A 20,197-nucleotide genomic window follows, 5' to 3' on the forward strand; every position below is an offset into this window, starting at 1 on the left:
GAGTGCTAGACCTGAATATGTTTGAAACCACACCAATATCAACCCTGCTGGGCAAACTGCAGGATGGGCCTGAAATCGGCCAACACCCTATTCAACAAAACCTCTTCCCAACGTTGGGACACTAGTGGGTGGTTGCCTAGGAATAGAAGTTTGACAAGCTGAGCAACGGTAGGTTTTTTCTTTGGATGTCATGTGCTACTTTTAAAAAAAGACGTCTCAATGGCAAAGATTGTTGATGGCCGAACGTGCGTTATTTAGTAACGCTTTATCGTGTGAAGGCAATTCATGCCCCCATGCCTCGCAACGTAGCATCAGTTTTTTTATGATTTCAATGACCTCGGTTTTTTGACAATCCAGTTTCCTCTTGAAGTCCTTGTGCATCGCATGCTGCAAATATCGATTCAGCAGGTCGAAGTCGATGGTTCGGTTTCTGATGTCTATCTGAGAGGCCGCTGGTAAAACATGTCGATTACGACGAACAGCTGTCCAAGGCAATGCACCGTAACGGATTCGATCTTGGAATGATCCCGCTCGGGGCAAATCGTCGAATGAATGCTCTTTGCTTTGACGCTTGGCCCTGTCTTTTTCCCAATTTAAAGTTGTCATGGATGCTCCTAGAAAGTGGCTTTCTCTTTAATAATGTGGCATAAAACCCCTCTTAATTGAATAAGTTTTCTGACTGCGTACAAATAAATGAACAGTGAAGAAAAACTGCTGATGACAGCTTGGTCTCGTGGTTTGGCGGGCGCAGGTGCTCGATTGGCCAAGCGAGCTTGGTGGGTTTTGCAAGACAGTGAACGTCGTCCACCGGGAGAGATGGTGGGCGCATGGGCTAACGCTTCAGAAGCCCAAGCCTGGATTCTCAATTTCCATTCGATGGGGGTAGTCGGACTGTTGGATTCAGGTAGATCAGGGCGTCCTTCGATTCATGTTGATGCAGTTAATCATGTGCAAGAAAAGCTTCATTTACTGTCCAAAGAGGGTGAGCCATCCCGCGACCTGCGCTCTAGTTTGCTGAAGAGATTGAGCCAAGAGGAAAAGGAGGCCTTATGGCGATCGGTACGTCGTTCGGGTACAAGTGTTTTACGAAATAGAAGTGGATTGGATTTACCCGTCCCCGTGCCAGCAGGTTTGAGGGATTTGCTCTGTATTCACCTTGGCGTGGGGGTGAAAATTTTGGCATTCTTGCCGGAATCATCACGCTATTTGGATGAACTGAATGGAGTTTGGTTGGGTGTTCATAAAACTAGGCTGTCGAGTGATGGAGAAAATGCAAGCAAGTACAACGTGGTCAATGCCTTATCGGTAGAAGTCAGAGTCAGATCTCGTATTGAAGATCAGATAGCCTTCGAATCTAAGGCTCAAAAACGTGAGGTTGTTCTCGAAGAAAGGGTTCTTGAGCACATTCGAAAAGTTTCTGAAACTTTTCCAGGCGCTGTTGTTCTTGATTTGCTTGTCGATCTCAGCGAGGGAGTGCAATTGATCCGTGTCTTACAGCGTCTGAGAAGTCGAAAACTCTGGGCAACAGGATTAGGGAGAAATCCTGGCAATTTGTGCAGTCTGCGGATCATCCCTTACCAAAAGACGTGGGCTACTGCGGCACAGATGTCCTTGGCTTCGAATTTGTCAACTGTAGAAGGAGGATTACTAGCGGAGCTACAAGATCAACTGACACTCAAAAGAAGTGGGGTCTTCAGTTGGATAAGGTCGGCTGATTTAGAGAAAACAGAAAACGCAAGTGCATGGCTGACGCATGAACTGAAAGATCACGAGGAAACGTAAGTTTATTTGATCTGGCTCACGCCTTGAGCCTTTATCCGGTCAACATTCGATCGTCCACAGGAGATAACCTATGAAGATCGAAATCGTTGTTGGCAACATCGTCAAGCAGCCCGATATGGAGGCCGTGGTCAACAGCGCCAATGCCAATTTACGATTGGGCTCTGGCGTGGCTGGCGCCATTCACATGGCCGCTGGCCCTAAGCTTGAAGAGTACTGCAAGCCCTTTGCCCCCTTGGCCTTAGGCGCAGGGTTGATCACCCCAGGGTTCAAATTGCCAAACCCCTGGATCATCCATGTGCGATCGGCTCATTACATCAATAACGACGAACCCGAAAAATACATGCAGATGGCGCTGGAGTCCGTGCTCCGCTTGGCCAATGACAATGACATCCGAAGTTTGGCCTTGCCTGCCATTGGAACGGGCATGTTCAAGTTTCCACCGATTTTGGCTGCCCGAATCACTTGCCAAGTGCTCCATCGTGCAGACGAATTGGCACCATTTCTTCAAACCGTGCGCATTTGCCTGACAGATGCGGCGATGCTTGAGTTGTTCGAATCGGCGAATGCTGAAGTTCAAATGACCACCATTGGATGATCGAGGGGAACGCGATGAAATTCTGGAATATTTTCGGCTCGCATGCCAGCACTGACACGGGTGAGGTCATCAACAAGATTGATGACTCAACGTTTCTTCGTAGTGATGGGACGGTCTACCGACAACAGGGGCACCTGATCACCGGCTCGGATGGGTCGGTGATGTCCGTGGTGGATACGGGCGCCGGAACAGGCAGCATTCTGCCTGGCATGGCTGTGACGACTTTCTCTGGCTTGAGCACGGATGACGACTGGTGATTCAGGCCTTGTACTGATTGAGGGCCTTGGTCAATTCGTTGCTGAGCTTTTGCTGCAGCGCTGGCGGCGCCAGCACTTTGACCTCTGCGCCAAAACGCAAGATGTCGCCCAGCAACTCGCGTTCATCTGAGTAGGGCACCTTGAGTGTGTACCGACCATCAGCGTGCAGCGTGCCTTCTTGCTGAGGGTGCCAGGATTCATGTCGAACCCACTGCGCTCTGCTCGGTGAAAACTCCAGCACTGCCCAGTCTTTGGGCATTCCACCAAAGATCCCGTAGCCGCCGTCTAATTGCTGCCGCATCGTGATGAGATCGATGTCTTTGGCCGCCTTGGTCAGCAAGTTGGCCTGGCTGATGGCATCAATCGAAAAGCTTCTGAGGCCGCCGCGCAAATGGCACCAAGCATCGACATACCAGTTGTCGCGGTAGTGCACGAGTTGTTGGGGCGAGATGTCGCGCAGCACGAGCTCACCGTTTTGCCGGTTCAGGTGTTCGATTTGGACTTGTTTTCGCTCCAAAGTGGCTTTGGCCACTGTTTCAAAACTGGTCAGGGTCAGGTGACGTTTGCCGGCATGGACCGCCCTGACACGCTGGGTCAAAGTGGCGGCATCCAGCCCTTGGCTGGCCAGCATGTCATCCAGCCGCTTTTGAAATGGCTTGAGCTTGGGGCCGAGCAGGCCAGGTTCGAGCTGCACGATCATGCTCTGGATGGTCATCAAGGCCAGCATTTCGTCCTGGCTGAACCAAAGACCCGGCAGTTCCGTGCTGTCTGACTGCTCCAGTCGATAGCCGCCTAGATCTCGGTCAAAAACGATGGGGGTATGCAATTGGTCCCGCAACTTGGCGATGTCACGTTTGAAGGTGGCCTGCGAGATCTCGAGCTTTTGCATGATGTCTCCACGAGGCATGGCCCTGCGGCCGCTCAGCAGCGTTTTGTATTGGTAAAGGCGATCAATTTCGGACATAAAAACCTACTGTTCTAATTTGGATCAGTTTAAACTGAACGCCTGAGAGCCTAGGCTCAACTGCCAACCGTAGCGTTGTACATTTCTGCTCGGCTGCGTTTATGAAGTTTGAAGGGCCGCCCGTACTCGAACAACATCGTTTTTTGACGTTCTAGCGCAATGTAGCGCTGAACAGGTATGAAGACACCAGAGTTAAGTGGCGGCGTCAAAAGCACCAAAGCCAAGGACAGAAACATGAGGCATCACATTGAGTTGTAGGACTTGATGTTCGTGCGGTGCTGGCTCACCGGATGAGCCTGTTGAAATTTACGATGACCTCTTTGGAGCTCATCATGAACAAAGTCTCTTCTGATCAGGAACTCGATCTGATCGTTTGGTCCCTTATCCAGGGCAGTTCAAATGCCATGGACTTCCTTGACTATCTGCGGCACACGCTTAACAGGCCCGGCCAACAAGAGGAGGCCTTTCAGGCCGCTACCAGATTTTGGTCGAACAAGAATGCGCCCAGGCACTTTGACAAAGCGGTGGCCGCTTTGGAGGAAATGGCGCAGGAGGGCAACGAAAATGCGATGTTCCACCTTGGGCGTTGGTATCGCCTCGGCTATGGGGTTGCGGTTGACGCCGACAAGGGATTGGCTTGGTATCGAAAAGGGGCGGAAGCGGGTTCATCACGATGTCTGATCAATGTGGCCAGGTGCGTAGCCAAGGACGATGTACCGACCGCCATTGCTTTGTTCAGGAAAGCTGCGGTCGAAATGGGCGACCTGTCGGCTCACTGCTTTTGGGCCGATTTTGACAAAGAAGACCACGATCAGCACATGCAACTGGCGGTCTCATTTGGAGACCCATTCTCCATGTACAGCCTGGCCCATGAGCGGCTGAAAAAACTGAACGACGCAGATGCTGCTGAGCCCTGGTTGGACATGCTCAAAAGTGCTGCACAAAAGGGGGAGAGCTATGCATGTACCCAGTTGGGGCAGATTTATCGTGATGGACATCACGGGATTGCCAAAGACCATGAAGTCAGCCTTTACTGGCTCAAGAAGGCCATGGCCCTAGGAAATGAAGCTGCATACGTGATTTTGGGCCGAGACTTGCTTGCAAAGGATGAAAATCTAGGCATCAACTATCTAAAAAGGGCTGCGATGCTCAACGACGCATTCGCTCAATCCATCCTCGGACATCACCAGACCTGGTATGGCAAATGTCGTGAGGACCAGTTGGAAGGTGTAGTGTGGTTGCGCGCGTCTGCGCAACAAGGTTTCAAATACGCGATTAACAAATTGGCAGAGGCGCTGCAGAATGATCGAGGTCCAGAAATTGAAAAGAATGAAGCCCTCATCTGGCTTCAAAAAGGGGCATCCCTCGGAATGGCCGATTGCCAGTCTTCGCTCGGCATCGCTTACATCAAGGGTGAAATTATTGATCGGGATGAGGAAAAGGCGCACAACCTTTTTCATCTAGCCAGCCTACAGGGCGACGCCTGGGGTACCTATCTGCTGGCATTGACGTACGAGAACGGGCACGGAACCGCGAAGGATCTGGTGCAGGCTTTCAAGTGCTTCAAGATGTCAGCAGAAAAGGGAGAATTGAAGGCAGCACACAAACTGGGCTTGGCTTATCTCTGGGCAGAGGGTGTGGAGGAGGACATACCGGCCGCTGCCAAATGGCTAAAGACGGCTGCCAGTGCTGGTCACGCTGATTCACAAGCTTACTTGGGGATGCTGTTTTCCTACGGTCACGGCGTTGAAGAAAACGCAGACATTGCACTGTATTGGCTTCAGCTATCAGCGAAACAGGAGAGTGCCATCGGCTTGAGGGAGTTGGCGAAACTCTACGAAGACGGTGAGGGCGTTGAGGCAGACATGGCTGAGGCCATCAAGTTAATGGCCAAGGCCGCGTCCCTTGGGGATGAGAGGGCAAAGACCTGGATTGATAAGAAGTATCCAAACAAACCTGATTGGCTCAAAGGACTTGGCAGCCTTTCAGACAAAAAATTCTCAGACGATGAATAAAGGTTGAGCTTTTTCTGAGCTCGCAAAATACCTTTACCTGAACTTTGATGGTGTCTTGCACTCCAACTCCTTCCATCTCTTGGGCTAGCCGTATTCCCACTTAAGAGAAATAGTTCAATATCCATTAATGGAATAATTTTTTTGAAGACAATTACCTTGGCCGGTTGACGACAACTATGTTGGCCGGTTAGAGGCCTGTTCCGGGCGTGTCGGTGGCGCTGTCCGAAGCCGAGGTGCATTGGCGAGCCTTTCTGGACAGCCTCATCGGGCGCGGGTTGCGCGGGGTCAAGTACATCGCCAGCGATGACCACGCGGGGCTCAAAGCGGCCCGCAAAGCGATGTTTCCTGGTGTGCCGTGGCAGCGCTGCCAGTTTCACCTGCAGCACAACGCACAGGGCTACGTCACCCAGCTCGACCAACGCACAACGGTGGCACGGCAAATACGCGCCATCTTCAACGCTGGCGACGCCCATGAGGCTCAGCGCCTGCTGAACGTGGCGCTCAAGGATTGGCAAAGCCGCCACCCCCAGCTGGCCGCGTGGGCCGAGACCAATTTGCCAGAGGGCTTTGCGGTCTTCCATTTGCCTGAGGGCCACCGGGTGCGCATGCGCACCACCAATGGACTGGAGCGATTGAACAAGGAACCCGAGTTGCGACGCTGTTTCCCAATCCGCAAAGCTGTGAAAGACTGGTCAGCGCACTGCTGGCCGAACAAGACGAGGAGTGGATGAGCGGATAAATTTACCTGAACATGAAACCCTGACTTGGCGTTGATACGCCACAACCCCAGAACAGAAATCGAAATTTACAGAAAAGAAGTTGCTTTATCTGCCCCACCAGCGCCTACGACATTCGGTACAAGTCATCCGACAGGCCCACGTCGCTGGCCAGCCCACTCATCAGGAAGAACAGTGGGATGGTCGCGAGGCCCATGCTCGTGAACGCATCCAATGGGATGTTTTCAAAAAACGGACATAGATCTCTGAGCGCTAACGACCAGCGTTTCTTTCATGCTCAACTTATATTGTTTGGTCGATTCAGAGCTGCCCAAATCTTTCCCAAGGCAAAGTGGCATCGGAAAAGTGACCCCACCGCGCCACTTCGACCAATTTCTCATCGCAAAAACTCTCCCCGCTTTTTTTCAAACTTATGTCGACGTGCTTGACCAGTTGAGAAATGTCTAAGTTCAACCCGCCAGCGCCTGTTGCGCGTAACACGCGGGCACTCCGGTCGCCGGGGAACCAGCCTAAAACCACTTGTGCTTCTTTAGACAGTCCGAGTTGAACAATCATCTTAGCCAAGCGTCTAGCGTGCATGCCACCAGCTCTGTCAGCCTTAAAGAAATCTTTACCTGACCATGCGCCGCCTCCTATCGGAACGCGCGGTCCGTAGGCATCCACCACCAATTTTTTCCCGGACAGTCCGTTGTCTCCCTCCGGGCCACCGACTTCAAAAGCACCAGCACCGTTAACGGTGAGTTGATCCGGCAGGGTGTCTGTCAACCCGGGCAATTCAATTGCAGCCTTCTTTAGTTCGTCCTCTAGATTCACGCGAACCGAGCGGTGCAGGGAAAGCTCATTTGAAGCCGTCATTTGCTGGAGTGAACAACTAAAGTGTGAAAGCGCCCAGGTGCTTTTCGAGGCTCCTACGGACTCGCTCACTGCGATCAGCACTTTCCCGTCCGGGCCAAGTTCAAGCTCCGGGTATTCCATGCGTAAGCGGTGTAGTCGCTTGGCCAAGCGGGCGACGAGCCACTGCTCAACCGGAAGGTGATTGGTTGGCTCAAGATGATTGGCGTAACCGATGCAAATCGCCTGGTCATCAGAGAGTTCACGGAACTGAGCCTCGCCATCCTCCAATGGGCCCAGGCACAAGTTAGAAATTACTTTGACTTGCTCTGGCGCGGGATACCAGCCTTTGCCATAACCAGCACTTTTATAGACAGTTCGAATAATACTTTGCACATCAATGTCGTGCGCGCCCGGGCAAGCTATCCGCCCTGTGATGTAGACATGGTCGCGATGTACGGCGACTTCAATGCCCACCAATGCTCTGGGCTCTCGCCTATAAGCCTCCAGCACCAATGCGTCTGCAATAGCGTCTGACAGTTTGTCCGGATGCCCGGGAAAAATAAATTCAGCAGCATAAGTTTGCGGATTCATTGTTGGACGCCTTTGCTAAGAGTCTCGGTGTAGTTGGCAACTGACTGCAGGTCAGTCTGGTTAACGCTGCTACCCAGGTAGGCAACGGCAAGCTTTGATTGGCTTAATGTTTCAAAGTGCTGACCCTTTGGCTTGCCAACCCAACCATCGGTCATGAGTAGTGCGCGGCTGACTTTGTGTTGTGCCATGTGCTCAGCGACACAAGCGATGTCGGTTCCCCCGGTGCTGATGCATTTGCCCAGCTTGAGCTCTGGCAGAGAAATGTCCGCAATCTTTGTAGAGAACAAATGCACTTTGGGGTAGACCCAGGCTTGGCAGTCCAGCACTGCGCCATACAGCGCTTTGATGATGTGTTCCATGCTGCCGGAGACATCAAGGTAAATATGAACTTGTTCGCCACTTGGTTCGCGCCGTCGCCACTGCACCGAATGGGGGTAGAGTAAGGGTTCAACGCCCAAGGCTTGCAGCACGGCCGTTTTGCGCGAAAGAGCAGGCAAAGGTGAGGTGCCCGGCGTTTGAACCTCACGCATTTGCCGTATGTGGCCGGATCCCCGCTGCCCTGCAACTTGCCGGATGAGTGCTCTCAAGATACCCCGATTGCTGGGTACTTTGGCGGGTTTGACTTGCGTTGTTTTGAGGATGTCAGCTAGCGAGCGCCCTTTGATCGGATCCGGGGGTTGGGGCCACTGCTCAACGAGTTCTCTCACGATGTCAAAAAGCAGTGGCGAGTGTTGCTCGAGTTGGCCATCTGCAATGGTCTGTTCACTGTGCTCGCCGAGCAAAGGTATTCCAGCTATGTCTATCTCTTGCGCCTCGTTATGATTTTCTGAGCCAGTTTTACCCCGTTGCAATAGAAGTTTGGGTAGAAGGTTAAAGACCTCGGCATAACTGGCCCCGCAATCGGAATAGAGCGCGGCGTGAACTTCTATGATTCGGGAGCTCTGCGCCTTGTCCATACCAGCTAAAGCTGGCAGGTAATTAATTGAGTCTTTGCTTGATGCTGCAGGCCACCTGGGTGGTGGGCGCAGCAGGCATTCTGGGAAACGCTCAGCGCTGTAATAGTCACTGAAAAACGCGGTGTATTCAGCCCTGCTGAACATTCTGCAAACAATGCCGTTTATCACCGCATCAAAGACAAAGTTTTGAACTCGGGTGTTGCGCGGAAAGAGTGTTGTGTGGCCTAGCAGAACGTGATGGAGTTCGTGCATCACCAGCATCATGAGTTTTTCCGGCGTTTGTGCATGCTCCTGCACAAATACTGGGTTAATAAGCATGCGCGGCTGTACCTGGCACTCTACTGCGGCTGTAGGCACGCGGTCGGTCTCCACGATGTCCATGAGCCTGAGCAAGCCCGCCAGTGCGTAAGAGCCGCTGGGAAAGGCGTCGAGAATTATCTCTGTCAAAGGGGAGGCAGGTAATTTGATGGTGTTTAGCATGGGGATGAGGGGAGTTGGTTGACAAAGTTAGGTGGGACAAGCAGCGATACGGTCCCGCACTGGTACGCTGCCATCAATGAAGGCGTCTTGCTACGTAACCAAATTGAATCGCTACATTTACTCAAGATAGCGAGTGCACAAAGCGGATCGCTCCACAAAACTGCGTGTGAAACGTCAGAGGTAATCACCGCACAGCCTTCAGGCAGCGGCAGTGTGTTGGCACGCTCATTGATTAGTGTGATAAGCCGTTTTTCTGCGTCTACATAAGCTGCCTTGCCTGGCTTTGTTGCAAGTTGCAGCTGTAAGAGAAGTTCTTGGGCGCTCAGGCCTCGCCATGCTTGGCTCAGCTCAAACCGTACAGGCATTCCAAAGAGTTGTTTGCGGTTTCTATAAGACACGCCCGTCACGCCGCTCCCTCCGGGGCTTCCCAAGGTGGCTAGTCCTGACAAGCCTTCGTACTTCACGACGCTTTTAGGGGGAACGCTCATGTTGTGCAGCAAGTTCGTCGATTCGATCATGCTGCCAACCTCAGTGCTTGGTCTGTGTCTGCAAACGCTGTAAATGCGCACTCTGCATCTTGTGGAGTTTGAAGCTTGCTTTTGGCAAAAAGGCCAGCGAGGGCATTAGCGTGCAGGTGCGCTCGCGGGTCATTGGGGTTCAGCTTTGACAACAAATCCTTGACTCGCCCCCATGTGGCATAGCGAGAGTTGCCCGCGTGCAGGGTTTGACTGAATACGGGCGCACTAGCGATGTCCCGGTAAGTCTCGCCTGCCTGCGCGGCAATGGCTGCGTTAAGCCGGCCTACCGCGCCTGTTTCAAAAAGATGAACGATGGCCGCTTCGCGCGCACCATGGGGCAATAGTGCCAGTGAATCTGCGGTGATTCTTGAAAACTCTGCCTTTGCTAACTTATTGGCTTTGACGGCCAATTGCAGTCTTACCAAAGGACTTGAAGCGCAAAGAATGGCGCGTATCGGATCATTGGCTTTGAGCTTGATGCAACGCATAGCCTCTTTGTGGGCTGCCAGTAACTTCACCTCATTGACCACCATACCCTGGGCCTTTTGGGGCAAGCTTGTGCGCAACGCTAAAAGGGTTGCGTCTGATGGATCGGTGTTCAGATCAAGGGCCATGGCAGCTGCGTTCACGGCCAACACATTACGGTACAAAAGGTTGGCTCTGCGTGGGCTCAAGGTGATTGCGCCTTGCGCCAACAAGGCAAGAACGGTTTGAACGTAAAGCGCAATGCCATCTAAGAAATCAGTCTCTATCGTTGATAAGACTTGCTTAGTGCGCTCTATTAAGCTGACCAAATAAGCGGCGTCTTCCGGGGCGATAGGGCGGTCTTGAGCTTGAATCACTGCGAGTTGTTCTGCCGGGGTGAACTGATCCCAATGGGGCATGTCCACCACAAAGGCAAAACGGTCAGCCAAGGCTGCGTCTAAGGGCTCTGAGCCTGCGTATCCGTTTTCATCATCATCCGTTGAAGGGGGGTTCATCGCCGCCCAGCGGTAGCGCAAATCTTCCAGTAAAAGCCCTTGCACCCGCCGCTCGTGGATGATGGGGAAAAGCTTGTTTTGAATATCGGGCCGGCAACGGCTGATCTCATCAAAGATCACTGCCCCGGCGCCCCAGATCGAGGCCGGTGTTTGGATGTACTGAAGCTTGCCGTCTTTGCCCGGCAAAGGGAAACCCACCAGGTCGTCAAAGTTCAAAAGACTCGCGTTGTAATGGCGAAACTCTAGGCCCAAGGCGGTGGCCACCCTCGTCAGTAACAGGCTTTTTGCAGTCCCGTGCGGGCCTATCAAAAGCAAAGGGCTGCTCGTGACCAAAGCCGCCAGCAACGGAGCCTCTAAGGAAGAAAACCCAACCAAACCCAAACGCTCAAGCCAGCTGCTTGCTCTCTTTGCCTGATCGATCAATTCACGCATATTACGCTCCTGTAAGTTCTTGAAACACCGCCCGTGCGATGTAGCCCGAACGAGTAGGACCGCATCACCGCTTTAGCAATATTTGTGACTCGCTTTGCAAGTTGGGACTTAAATCAGCGAGGCCTGTAAGTTATGGGTGACAGGCTCACCCGGGTTGCTTTACTTGCTCATGGGACCGCGTCCAGCGCTTCGTCCAGCGCATCGCGCAAGGCTTTAATTTCTGACTTTGAAAACACACCTTCAAATTGAACTTGTTGCCGGGGAGACCGGGCAGTTGGAACAAAGCTAATGAGTTGCAGGTGCAGCCCATAAGGTGTTTGGCCAACCTGGGCAGATAACTCAAAGGCCCCACTTGAGTGGAAAACTGAACGCATATTTAACCTCCTGTTTAGCCACATTTGACGGTACGTCGGGGGCGGCAATCTGGATCAACTCCCCCCAGCCCTTTGGTCGGCCAGACCGAAAAAGGGTTAGCGCAGCAAGATGAGCTGTGGAGCAGCGTCTGGTCCGACCCAGACAATGGCGTCCTGGTCAAAATGAGTGCCAATGGCTTGGGCAGGCTCCAGGGCCAAGCCCAAAGCGAAGAAACTCCTCTCTGCAGGCCAATCGGTGCCATCTTCGCTGCCGGAGCCTTCAATGGCCTGGAGTCCCAGCTCCTGAAGCTTGCTCGCAAGTTCGGCGTGTCCCTGGGCGTTGGCCGCATCAGACTGGATGGTTCCCTGTGGGTTGTAGGCAGTAAGGAACGCGCCACAGCTGACGCAGTTTCGAGCGAACAACATTGCAAGACGCTCTGAATGTTTACCGATGGTCAGGAGGATGTCCTGATCGGTGTGGCCGAGTCTGTAATCCGTGGCCAAGTATGCTCGGACTTTGTCGGGGTGAATCAGCGTCGTTTCAGACATAAAAAAAGCCCTCCAGAGTGTCTAAGGAGGGCCGACGCATCTCCCGGTTGGTTGCTCCGACTGGAGCCGCATCCGCTTTCGCGTCCACCTTGCCCGGGGGCAGGTTGGTAAGGCCGTCGGGCCTTTTCTTGATGTTATGGCGATTGTACCCAATTTTTTCAAATGCACAAGCGATCACCAATAGTGATGACCAATAGTCATCATCCGTGCCAAATTTAATGGCTTTTTAGCTTGGCCAGTAAGCCTGCTTGTTAAACACAGCACCCAGCCCAGTTGCTAGGTGTGTGAGCTGCATCATTGCTATTTTGCGATGTGCGAGGCGGCGTGGATTGATGTAGCTCAGTGCAAGCGTCATATCTAATTTTGTAAATTTTTTTGCCTGTGCCCTTCAATTTCTCCTAAATCATGTGTGTGTTAATTACATTTTTTTCACACATTTATCTGAGCAATTTAAGTCCTTCCTAGGTGGCGGGTTAGCACGCGTCGGTTGTCCATTTGCGTGTCTGAAATAAAACTGTGGTCGTTCAATCAAGGAAGGACGCAGATATGAAAAATTTTTGATGTAAGCCAGCTGTCACACTTCACCGGCACAGAGCGTATCTACCGAATCAGTCGCAGGCATCTGTTGACAGATGGCACCAAATACCTGGCAGAAGAGGCTGAGTGTTTTTGGATGATGGATGCGGTGGCCAGTCACCTAAGTGAGATCGGCACAGCGGATTGGTTTGCGCTGATTCGCGTCAAAGTACAAGGCAGCCGGGCAACCATGGTTTACGAAGACGGCAATGGCCACGAGCATGACCGTCAAGAGATCCCGGTAACTGACTTCCCCCTGCCCGAGTAAACGCTGTACGCCTGCTGGGAGGGCAGCATTGGGTGATCATGTTGCCCAGTGAGTATTGATCTGCCAATCAAGGCATGCTGATGGAATCATCAGCTGGGGCTGCTGTTGATCTAAGCTCATCGAACTTTTTCGCCATGGTTGGGTTGTTTCTGGTCAACCGTTTCACGCTGACGTCTTGGGCTTTGTTATTGGCCAACCGTAAGTTGTTCGACGTGCTAAGCAAGGCATCCTTAGTTCTTTGAAGGTGCAAGATGGACTTGTCAATCTCATCCATTGCCGTTTGGAACTGGCGTGAGGCCAGGTCGTAGTTTCTACCAAAGGAGGATTTGAATTGGTCAAGTTCGGCCTCGAAGTTGGTGATGTCTATGTGTTGGGCCTTTACAAGCGCTAGTTCGGTTTTGTATTGAAGCGAATTCATGGCGGCATTGCGCAGCAGCGTGATGATCGGAATGAAGAACTGCGGGCGCACCACATACATCTTGGGGTACTTGTACGAAACATCCACTATGCCTGTGTTGTATAGATCGCTATCGGATTCCAGCATGCTGACCAAAACAGCGTACTCACAGCTTTTATCTGTGCGGTCTTTGTCGAGCTTTTTGAAGAAGTCTTCGTTCTTTTTCCGTCTGTCTGTGCCGTCGCTTTCGTTTTTCATTTCGAACATGATGGAGACGATTTCGGTGCCTGATTCGTCTGCGTCCTTAAAAATGTAGTCACCTTTTGTGCCGCTATTGGTGTCATTGTCTTTCTCAAAATAGGCGCGGGGAAAGGCGGAAGGGCGAATGCGATTGAATTCGTTCTCACAGTGCTGCTCTAAGGATTCGCCTAACATTTTGGTGGACAGACGGAGCCGCATATCGCGCAAGTGCTCAATTTGCTCTTCTCGAACCTGCAGCTCCCTTGCGTGTAATTGTTGGAGCATCGTCTCATCTCTCAACTTTTCTAAGTTGACACGATCAAGATCCCCCTGAATCCTGTCTCTTTCACGAGTGATTTCTGCAACCGCATTAGCCAATGCCAACTCTTGAGATATTTGCGCCTTGTCAAGTTGGGCTTTTAATTGATCGCGTTCTCTTTCCAGATCGGCTTTTGCACTGGAAACAGCAAGTTCTGTCGTCAACTTATTGGTGGTTTCTAGAGCCTTGATCCGCTCTCCCAATTGCTTCTCAAAATCTTTGTCATGGACTTGCTTCAATATTTCTGCATAGCCAGACTCATCGATCTTAAAAGCGGTGTGGCAGTGTGGGCATACGATGTCAGTCATTTTTCAAATCTCCATTCATTTTTTTAAATCGTTCATTTTTGCGAGTTCGCGATCGCTTGTGACCTGAAAATCTTGCATATCAATTTGCGCCATTCGAACTGAGTTTTCCGTTTGATAGATCAGCCGCAACTTCTTCGCATCGTTGCGTCGGCTGATGATTTCATCCACATTGGTCAAAATTTTCTTGTAGCCCGTTCCATCTGGCGAGACCAAGTAAATTGACCGCATCTTGTGCTCAGAGGATTTCACAGCATCGACTTTTTCAACGGCCTCAACATAAATTCCCTTGATGACTCCATTCGAACCCTTCAGGGGATGAACACTGACCAATTCTTGCTGCTGTGTTGGAAACACCCATTTCACATCTGGGCTGTCATCCTCCAAAAACACCAAGTTCCGAATTGCTGATCTGCTGTAATCGGAGCCAGACTTCTTTCGGATAACCACCTTCAACATCACAAGCTTAGGCCCTAGGTCCAGTTCCACATCAAGCTTGCTAAGCTCAAGTACTTCGCTTGAAGCACTCTCTTTTTGGTCAGGTGGAATCACAGACTTTGGGGGCGGGGCTGTATCGGTATATAAGACCCCCATAGCCAAGCCAATTGCCATCAGTAATATGGCAATCAGAGGTAGGAGGGCGTTGAATCGCCTGATGTTCAGATAGAAAGTGGTCGCTTTCATTTTCAAGTCTCTGACCTGCGGCCTTCAGTCGACTTACGCCGCAAAAAAGCTTGTTCTTCTAAATCGGCATGCATGCTGAACATCATTTCATCGGTACTGGACAAACGGTTGTTCATTTTTCTCGACTTGTAGAGCATCTCTTTAGACATACGGCGTTCATCGCGCTCGCTCATCAGCTGCCGTGTAAATGCAATCGAAGCTGCAATCCAGGGTTCATGGCGTCCGATTGTTTCAAGCCTATTGAGTAATTGCTCAACTTGAAGCCAATCGCCCTTCAATGCAGCGTCTCTAATTTCCATCTGAAGCATTGCTGCATTCAGTTCATTGATGCGTCGCTCTACCAATTCATGTCCTAGTTCAGCCAAATAGACATCGGGCGCGACAATTGGCAACGATTGCAACTGACCGTCAAAACTAAATTGCTGACCATTAGCGTCTACGGCCCGTACGTTCACCTTCAGAGCGCTAGCGCTTTCAGCTTGTAATCGGATAGCTTCACGCATGGGCATGCGAAACAAGGCCCAGCACTCAGACCCCAGTGCAACCGATGGCATCCGCCATCCTTCACCCGCGTGCTGGTATGTGTTGAGTAATTCAATATGCCTCGATTCTCCAGAAAGCGACATTTCCACATTCCGCCATTGAAGCTGTGATAGCAAACCAATTTCAGCTTCAAATGTTTCGGCCAGGTCAATGGCGCGCTCGCCGTAATGAGCGCTGCCGTGACCAGCTTGAGCAATCGCAGTCATCAACTCTTCATTGAAGTCAGCTCCCAATCCGACAGTCGTTGTTGTAACCCCTGCACCCGCCAGGGCAGAGACCTGCTCGCAAATACGAGCGGGATTGGTTAATCCGCGATTTGTCTGGCCATCGGACAGCAAAATGGTGTGGCATGTGGACTGTTTTCCCGCTTTGGGTGCCAACATCTCACCACCACGTAACCACCCCGCGTGCAAATCGGTGCCACCATTGGCTGTAATGCCTTGAACCAAAACATCGATGATGCCGCTGACTTGGTCCACCGGCGTTAACGGCAGGATGGTGTCAATTTGGTCGTCGTACTGCACTAGGCCCACATGATCTTCTGAGTGCATGCGTTGAATGAGGTCGACCACGCAGCGCTTGGCTTCTCTCAGTTTGGGCCCTTGCATGGAGCCAGAGCGGTCAATGACGAGGGCCAGGTTCAACGGCGTGCGCTTAAAGCCTGCTTGTGGTTCGGACTGCAGACGTACCAGGATATGGAAGTCTTGATCTAAGTCACTCAGAGCTGGTCGGATAGGGTTGATGACGATTTTCACAATGCACCTGCTTTCGTTTTTGGGGCGGGGGGTTAGGGGTTGTTTTTTTGGATCTTCATGTCCACTTCAAGCCGGTTGAGCTTGTCGTGCAAGATGGCTTCGAGGTTGCTCATGCGGTGTTTGGTATCTTCGTTGGCCATGTGAACAGACCTGATTAATTCTTGAAAGCTAGCCATTTGTTGAGCAAAGAGGACCTGGACGTCTTGTCGCTGTTCTTTCAGCAATGATCCAAACATCTGATCCAAAAAATCTTTTTGGCGATGTGCTTCTTCAAACATGTACTTTTGCTGTTCCATTTGCTTTTCAATCATCAGCATGGGCTTTTTAAGCATCGAGTCAAAGCGATGTGTTGCCTCGTCCATCATTCGTGCCAAAGATGAAACGGCTTGTTTGAATTCGTCAGCAAAGACCTGCACTTGGATGGGCTGGGCGCTCATGTTCCTCACAGCGTCTTCAACCATCAGGTGCACCTTTTTTTGCATTACCTGCAGCTGATCGCGAACCCTCTGTTCCATCTCACGCATTTCATGGACGACATCGACCATCCCCATGCCCGTGGCCATGCTTTGTGGAGGCTTGGCTGGGGGTGGACGGCGGGAGGCGGGCGGCGGCGAATTGCGTGTGGTTGATTCAGAGCGAAACACAGCCACCAGAAGCTCGGCTTCGTTGGTTTTGTTTGGGTTCTCCAAGTATTCGGTCAGCGTCTCGGTAGGAACGGCACCTGTGAACTTGGCGATCTTGGCCAAGGGGAGGCCTTCGGCCAATAATCGTCTTGCAGCCACAAATTGAACCAAGTGCCTGAACCCGTAGAGTGCGTCACGCCCCTCTCTTGTCGGTTTGTCCACGACACCCACGGAGACATAGTGGCGAACCAATCGTTCGTTTCCTTCAGTGGCTTCTTGATCTAAATTGAGAATTTTTGCCACTTCCTGTGCACTGACAATCAGGTCGTCAGCGCTGCCCTGGAAGTCTTTTCGCATTTGTTCTAAGTGCTTGTTCATGGTCTGGGTTCCTTGGTAAAGACAGCCTTTGTTGAAATCAGGCTGCCATCATCTGTTGTCATGATGACATTGTACATTGTCATTGTCAACATGACAACATAAATTGTCATTGAATGACCTTATTTGACAGATCTAAGGCGGATTTATGCAGAGGTTAGAACGAGGAAGGCTCGCCAGATGAGCCTGCAAATACGTATGATTTCAGGGCTTTCTCATCGAGCAAGACATCTGCCGTTTGGGCTTGGAGTCATTTGCTGAAAGCGTCAAAATTCACTTCACATTGCTTCGACCTGCAGCTACTGGTAACAGAAAAAGATAAGGGCCCTATGGATCTCGAATCACTTGAATCAACACCGGATTTCGATCGCAGCGGCTTGCTCAGCCATATCCTTGATCAATTCAAAATCAGCCGACATGGTGCCCATGGCCCAGCACACTGGGCGCGGGTGCGTTTGCATGGCCTGAAACTAGGGCGTTCGAGAGGGGGAGATGTCCTGGTGGTGGAATTGTTCGCATTCCTTCATGACAGCCAGAGGCTCAACGAGTATTCAGACAGACTCCATGGGTCAAGAGCGGCTGAGTTTGCTGTTTCGCTCAATGGGCGATTCTTCGACTTGCAGACAGAGCAACTTGATAAGCTTTGTTACGCCATGGAGCACCACAGCGGTGGTGTTGTTCACACCTGCGCCACCATTCAGTCATGCTGGGATGGCGACCGGCTTGACCTGGGCAGAGTAGGCATTAAGCCGCACAAAGATTATTTGTCAGTTGAGGCGGCCAAGATGATTGCCAGCGCCACACGGATGAGCAAGGGGCTTTCATCCGGCTGAACATGCTTCGCCGGTAAAGCAAACCCACCTGCTCGATCGACAAGAGAAGTTCAGGCACAAGCAAGTTCGCTGCTGCGAATTCAACATCCGGTAAGCTGACAGTCGTCTGTGTGGGCAGATGACCATAAGTGGCTCCTCAACGCTAACGGACTGTCTGGCAGTAATCGCTGCAAACCAGCCAGTCATCACACATGGTCGGGCCATCAGGCAAACAGGGTACGACTTAGATTGTCTAATGCCTGAATCACTTGCAAGTTGATGCCACTAGATCTCGGACAGATGATCAAGCGCTTCTCGAATGGACGGAAGTTCCAGACTCGGTCATCCAATGCGACCCAGTTAACCCATGGATCACGGTTTGTCCTCATCCACTCTTCACATTCACGTTGCCGGGCATAGAGTTCTTCATGTACCAGTCCTGTACAGCCCACCAACCTGCATGCAAGGCCAGGAGGTACCAAGTCTTGAAGCTCTTGAAAGTTGTACCTCTGGCGCCAGGTAGATGAAACAACGACTTCTACTTCAGGTCTTGCGTTCAACCAATTAACTAGTAAATCCGTTCGGCACCATAGTGGGTTTGAACTATTGGGGGGGTCAGGATGCAGAACCCCATCAAAATCAAGAAAGAGCACCATGGTGGCAGATTGTTGGTGGGTGAGTTTTGTGTGAGATGCGTCTCGCGCAGTGGTGTCATCTTAGGGCTGAACCAACTGAGGAGCCCCATCGCCCTCAGACCACACAAACGCATGTTGCTCGTAATGCCTGGCCAGTGACTTGGCCGCTTCCAGATTCAAGCCCAACACCAACACGCTGACCTCGCCCGGCCAGTTGTTGCTGGGGTGCTTGCCGATGCCGTCGATGCAGATCAATCCGCGTTTTTTGAGGTTGGCTTTCAGTTCGTCCTGGCGGGCATTGTTTTCTTTGCCCGGTAGGTTTTGACTGAACGGGTTCCAGGCGGTGATGAAGGCCGCGCTCAGGGCGTTTTGGTCAGCCATTAGCGCTTTGAGTTCAGGGCAGGGTCGGCCAATGTGCATAACGAACGGGGGTTCGTGGTGGACGGTGTAATGGGTCTCAGCGTAGGCCTGCATCAACTCAGCCGGAATGGGATCTGTTTTAGCCATTTGGTTGGTCACTCCTGAATGGTCCTCCTGGGCCGCTGGTGCAGCCCAGGAGGACTCATCGCTTGTTTAGCGCTGAGCAATTGCAGCGCGTCTGCGCTCATCGTACTGGTTGAGTTTTTGCTTCAGTTCTTGCAGCTGTGGCTCGCGCAGCAGCGGCTCAAATCCTTCGCCGGGTCTTGTCGTGCTGAAAAGCCCCGTGGCCGGGTTGTAGAAACTGTATTGGATGGCTGGCAGAAAAACTTTGATCAATCCGGAACCGGGGACGGTCTGGATTTGAATGGTTTGCTCTTGCAGCTGGATGTTGGCATAGCCCATGATTTAACTCCTACCCGCAGACATTTGGAACGTCGGCGGCGTGCGGGAGAAGGGCGCTGCGTGACGCTTTAGCCATGTATTTGTAATGCGCCCAGGCAAGTGGTCTGGAATAAATCCGGCGCGGTTGAATTTTAGCGCTTAATTCTACAAGTGCGCAATAGCGACCCCCGCCACCTACTTGATCTTGCAGTGAGGTCCCAAGGCCGAACAGTTTTCAGTTAAGTGGCCCGCTTTCTTCCTTTTCCACCATCCGCAGGGCCTCGGCCAGTGCAGCGACCATCTCAGTGGCCTGTTCCGTCGCGGCATTGATGGCATAGACAGACTGCGTCTGATCCTCGTCATTTTGAACAAGCAGCACCGCATGCAGAGCTTGGGATTGATAGCAGCGCGCAACAGCCTCAATCGTCAGGGCAAAGTGTTCCACCTGTTCATCGGGGATGTTGCTGATTAACTCGGTAACTTGGGCTTTGAGTGCGGCATTGTTCATGTTCACTCCTGGCTTGATGTTGTACGCACCACAACCTCTTCGAGATCCCTGTGCACTGCAGCCTGCAGTTCCGGGCTAACTGCTTTGAGGAAGTCACTCAACAGACGCCGGGCATGGTGGTCCAAAGACTGGCCGTACTTGTCAACTGCCCATTGGATAAACAAAGCCCACACTGGCGCAGCCGATCCAGCCGTCTTCATGTGCTTGGTGATCAGCCAACCCATGTAATTGACTTGGTTTGTTCGAAGGCAGGCGGCCAGCGCAGATCGGAATCGCGTGTGGGTCAGTGCTATCTGGTTGAAGCTGGTCAGTA

22 protein-coding genes, 1 pseudogene and 1 riboswitch are annotated in these 20,197 nt (G+C 51.8%); of the genes and pseudogenes, 7 read left to right on the plus strand and 16 right to left on the minus strand.

The features are described 5' to 3' along the window. Positions 1 to 216 precede the first annotated feature (216 nt). On the minus strand, positions 217 to 606 hold the full coding sequence (locus B9Z49_RS21690; RefSeq protein WP_146188579.1) for a hypothetical protein: 390 nt from the start codon (positions 604 to 606) through the stop codon (positions 217 to 219). Positions 607 to 693: 87 nt separating this feature from the next. Here B9Z49_RS21690 and B9Z49_RS21695 point away from each other — a divergent pair, with 87 nt between their 5' ends. From B9Z49_RS21695 to B9Z49_RS20840, 3 genes are all read left to right on the plus strand, one after another. Next, entirely contained in the window at positions 694 to 1,782 is a 1,089-nt protein-coding gene (locus B9Z49_RS21695) for a hypothetical protein (RefSeq protein ID WP_146188580.1), read from the plus strand. A 70-nt stretch (positions 1,783 to 1,852) separates the two neighbouring features. Continuing rightward, the gene (locus tag B9Z49_RS20835; protein ID WP_108355366.1) at positions 1,853 to 2,377 is read left to right on the plus strand and encodes a macro domain-containing protein; all 525 of its coding nucleotides are present in this window, start codon (positions 1,853 to 1,855) and stop codon (positions 2,375 to 2,377) included. 14 nt (positions 2,378 to 2,391) lie between these two features. After that, positions 2,392 to 2,634 carry a hypothetical protein gene (locus B9Z49_RS20840; RefSeq protein ID WP_146188581.1) on the plus strand — a complete coding sequence of 81 codons (243 nt, stop codon included), beginning with the start codon at positions 2,392 to 2,394 and terminating at the stop codon, positions 2,632 to 2,634. Position 2,635: 1 nt separating this feature from the next. Here the strand turns inward: B9Z49_RS20840 and B9Z49_RS20845 are convergent, their stop codons facing one another. Then, positions 2,636 to 3,598: a YafY family protein gene (locus tag B9Z49_RS20845; RefSeq protein ID WP_108355368.1), complete on the minus strand. Its 963-nt coding sequence runs from the start codon at positions 3,596 to 3,598 to the stop codon at positions 2,636 to 2,638. 332 nt (positions 3,599 to 3,930) lie between these two features. Between B9Z49_RS20845 and B9Z49_RS20850 the strand changes: the two genes are divergently transcribed. Both B9Z49_RS20850 and B9Z49_RS20855 read left to right on the plus strand, forming a co-directional pair. Next, entirely contained in the window at positions 3,931 to 5,613 is a 1,683-nt protein-coding gene (locus B9Z49_RS20850; RefSeq protein WP_158273562.1) for a tetratricopeptide repeat protein, read from the plus strand. A 191-nt stretch (positions 5,614 to 5,804) separates the two neighbouring features. Next, positions 5,805 to 6,352, plus strand: a pseudogene (locus B9Z49_RS20855) (transposase); the annotation flags it as partial. A 298-nt stretch (positions 6,353 to 6,650) separates the two neighbouring features. Here the strand turns inward: B9Z49_RS20855 and B9Z49_RS20860 are convergent. The 5 genes from B9Z49_RS20860 to B9Z49_RS20875 form a co-directional block, all read right to left on the minus strand. Further along, positions 6,651 to 7,775 (minus strand): methionine adenosyltransferase domain-containing protein, encoded by a 1,125-nt coding sequence (locus B9Z49_RS20860; RefSeq protein WP_108355371.1) that lies wholly within the window; start codon positions 7,773 to 7,775, stop codon positions 6,651 to 6,653. Next, entirely contained in the window at positions 7,772 to 9,211 is a 1,440-nt protein-coding gene (locus B9Z49_RS20865) for a hypothetical protein (protein ID WP_108355372.1), read from the minus strand. The genes B9Z49_RS20860 and B9Z49_RS20865 overlap by 4 nt, the downstream gene beginning before the upstream one ends. Before the next feature lie 514 nt (positions 9,212 to 9,725). Continuing rightward, entirely contained in the window at positions 9,726 to 11,141 is a 1,416-nt protein-coding gene (locus tag B9Z49_RS20870; protein WP_108355373.1) for an AAA family ATPase, read from the minus strand. A 167-nt stretch (positions 11,142 to 11,308) separates the two neighbouring features. Then, positions 11,309 to 11,515 carry a hypothetical protein gene (locus B9Z49_RS21705; protein WP_146188583.1) on the minus strand — a complete coding sequence of 69 codons (207 nt, stop codon included), beginning with the start codon at positions 11,513 to 11,515 and terminating at the stop codon, positions 11,309 to 11,311. A 96-nt stretch (positions 11,516 to 11,611) separates the two neighbouring features. Continuing rightward, positions 11,612 to 12,043 (minus strand): DUF3293 domain-containing protein, encoded by a 432-nt coding sequence (locus B9Z49_RS20875; RefSeq protein ID WP_108355374.1) that lies wholly within the window; start codon positions 12,041 to 12,043, stop codon positions 11,612 to 11,614. Positions 12,044 to 12,080: 37 nt separating this feature from the next. Next, a riboswitch (SAM-I-IV-variant riboswitch) is annotated at positions 12,081 to 12,183 on the minus strand. 431 nt (positions 12,184 to 12,614) lie between these two features. Between B9Z49_RS20875 and B9Z49_RS20885 the strand changes: the two genes are divergently transcribed. Continuing rightward, positions 12,615 to 12,887: a DUF6876 family protein gene (locus tag B9Z49_RS20885; protein WP_369913786.1), complete on the plus strand. Its 273-nt coding sequence runs from the start codon at positions 12,615 to 12,617 to the stop codon at positions 12,885 to 12,887. Positions 12,888 to 12,954: 67 nt separating this feature from the next. Here the strand turns inward: B9Z49_RS20885 and B9Z49_RS20890 are convergent, their stop codons facing one another. Genes B9Z49_RS20890 through B9Z49_RS20905 form a run of 4 tightly spaced genes read right to left on the minus strand, consistent with a single transcriptional unit; the run spans position 12,955 to position 17,131 of the window. Beyond that, complete coding sequence (locus B9Z49_RS20890; RefSeq protein WP_108355377.1) at positions 12,955 to 14,151, minus strand: DUF2130 domain-containing protein; 1,197 nt, start codon at positions 14,149 to 14,151, stop codon at positions 12,955 to 12,957. A 15-nt stretch (positions 14,152 to 14,166) separates the two neighbouring features. After that, complete coding sequence (locus tag B9Z49_RS20895) at positions 14,167 to 14,832, minus strand: hypothetical protein (protein ID WP_108355378.1); 666 nt, start codon at positions 14,830 to 14,832, stop codon at positions 14,167 to 14,169. 2 nt (positions 14,833 to 14,834) lie between these two features. Continuing rightward, complete coding sequence (locus B9Z49_RS20900; RefSeq protein ID WP_146188584.1) at positions 14,835 to 16,130, minus strand: VWA domain-containing protein; 1,296 nt, start codon at positions 16,128 to 16,130, stop codon at positions 14,835 to 14,837. Between the two features lie 32 nt (positions 16,131 to 16,162). Then, entirely contained in the window at positions 16,163 to 17,131 is a 969-nt protein-coding gene (locus B9Z49_RS20905; protein WP_108355380.1) for a MerR family transcriptional regulator, read from the minus strand. 326 nt (positions 17,132 to 17,457) lie between these two features. On the opposite strand from B9Z49_RS20905, the gene B9Z49_RS20910 reads away from it, so the two are divergent. Continuing rightward, positions 17,458 to 17,961, plus strand: a complete 504-nt coding sequence (locus B9Z49_RS20910; RefSeq protein WP_199225132.1) for a hypothetical protein — start codon at positions 17,458 to 17,460, stop codon at positions 17,959 to 17,961. 203 nt (positions 17,962 to 18,164) lie between these two features. Here the strand turns inward: B9Z49_RS20910 and B9Z49_RS22595 are convergent, their stop codons facing one another. The 5 genes from B9Z49_RS22595 to B9Z49_RS20930 all read right to left on the minus strand — a co-directional run. Next, positions 18,165 to 18,596: an HAD domain-containing protein gene (locus B9Z49_RS22595; RefSeq protein ID WP_158273563.1), complete on the minus strand. Its 432-nt coding sequence runs from the start codon at positions 18,594 to 18,596 to the stop codon at positions 18,165 to 18,167. 60 nt (positions 18,597 to 18,656) lie between these two features. Next, on the minus strand, positions 18,657 to 19,082 hold the full coding sequence (locus tag B9Z49_RS20915) for a DUF3293 domain-containing protein (RefSeq protein ID WP_108355381.1): 426 nt from the start codon (positions 19,080 to 19,082) through the stop codon (positions 18,657 to 18,659). A gap of 66 nt (positions 19,083 to 19,148) precedes the next feature. Then, positions 19,149 to 19,397 (minus strand): hypothetical protein, encoded by a 249-nt coding sequence (locus B9Z49_RS20920; protein ID WP_108355382.1) that lies wholly within the window; start codon positions 19,395 to 19,397, stop codon positions 19,149 to 19,151. Between the two features lie 214 nt (positions 19,398 to 19,611). Then, positions 19,612 to 19,884, minus strand: a complete 273-nt coding sequence (locus B9Z49_RS20925; RefSeq protein ID WP_108355383.1) for a hypothetical protein — start codon at positions 19,882 to 19,884, stop codon at positions 19,612 to 19,614. A 2-nt stretch (positions 19,885 to 19,886) separates the two neighbouring features. Next, positions 19,887 to 20,197, minus strand: a 311-nt coding sequence (locus B9Z49_RS20930) for a hypothetical protein (protein WP_233254750.1), incomplete at its 5' end; no start/stop codon positions are given.

The sequence above is a fragment of the Limnohabitans sp. 2KL-51 genome (assembly GCF_003063645.1).
GTDB lineage: Bacteria > Pseudomonadota > Gammaproteobacteria > Burkholderiales > Burkholderiaceae_C > Limnohabitans_A.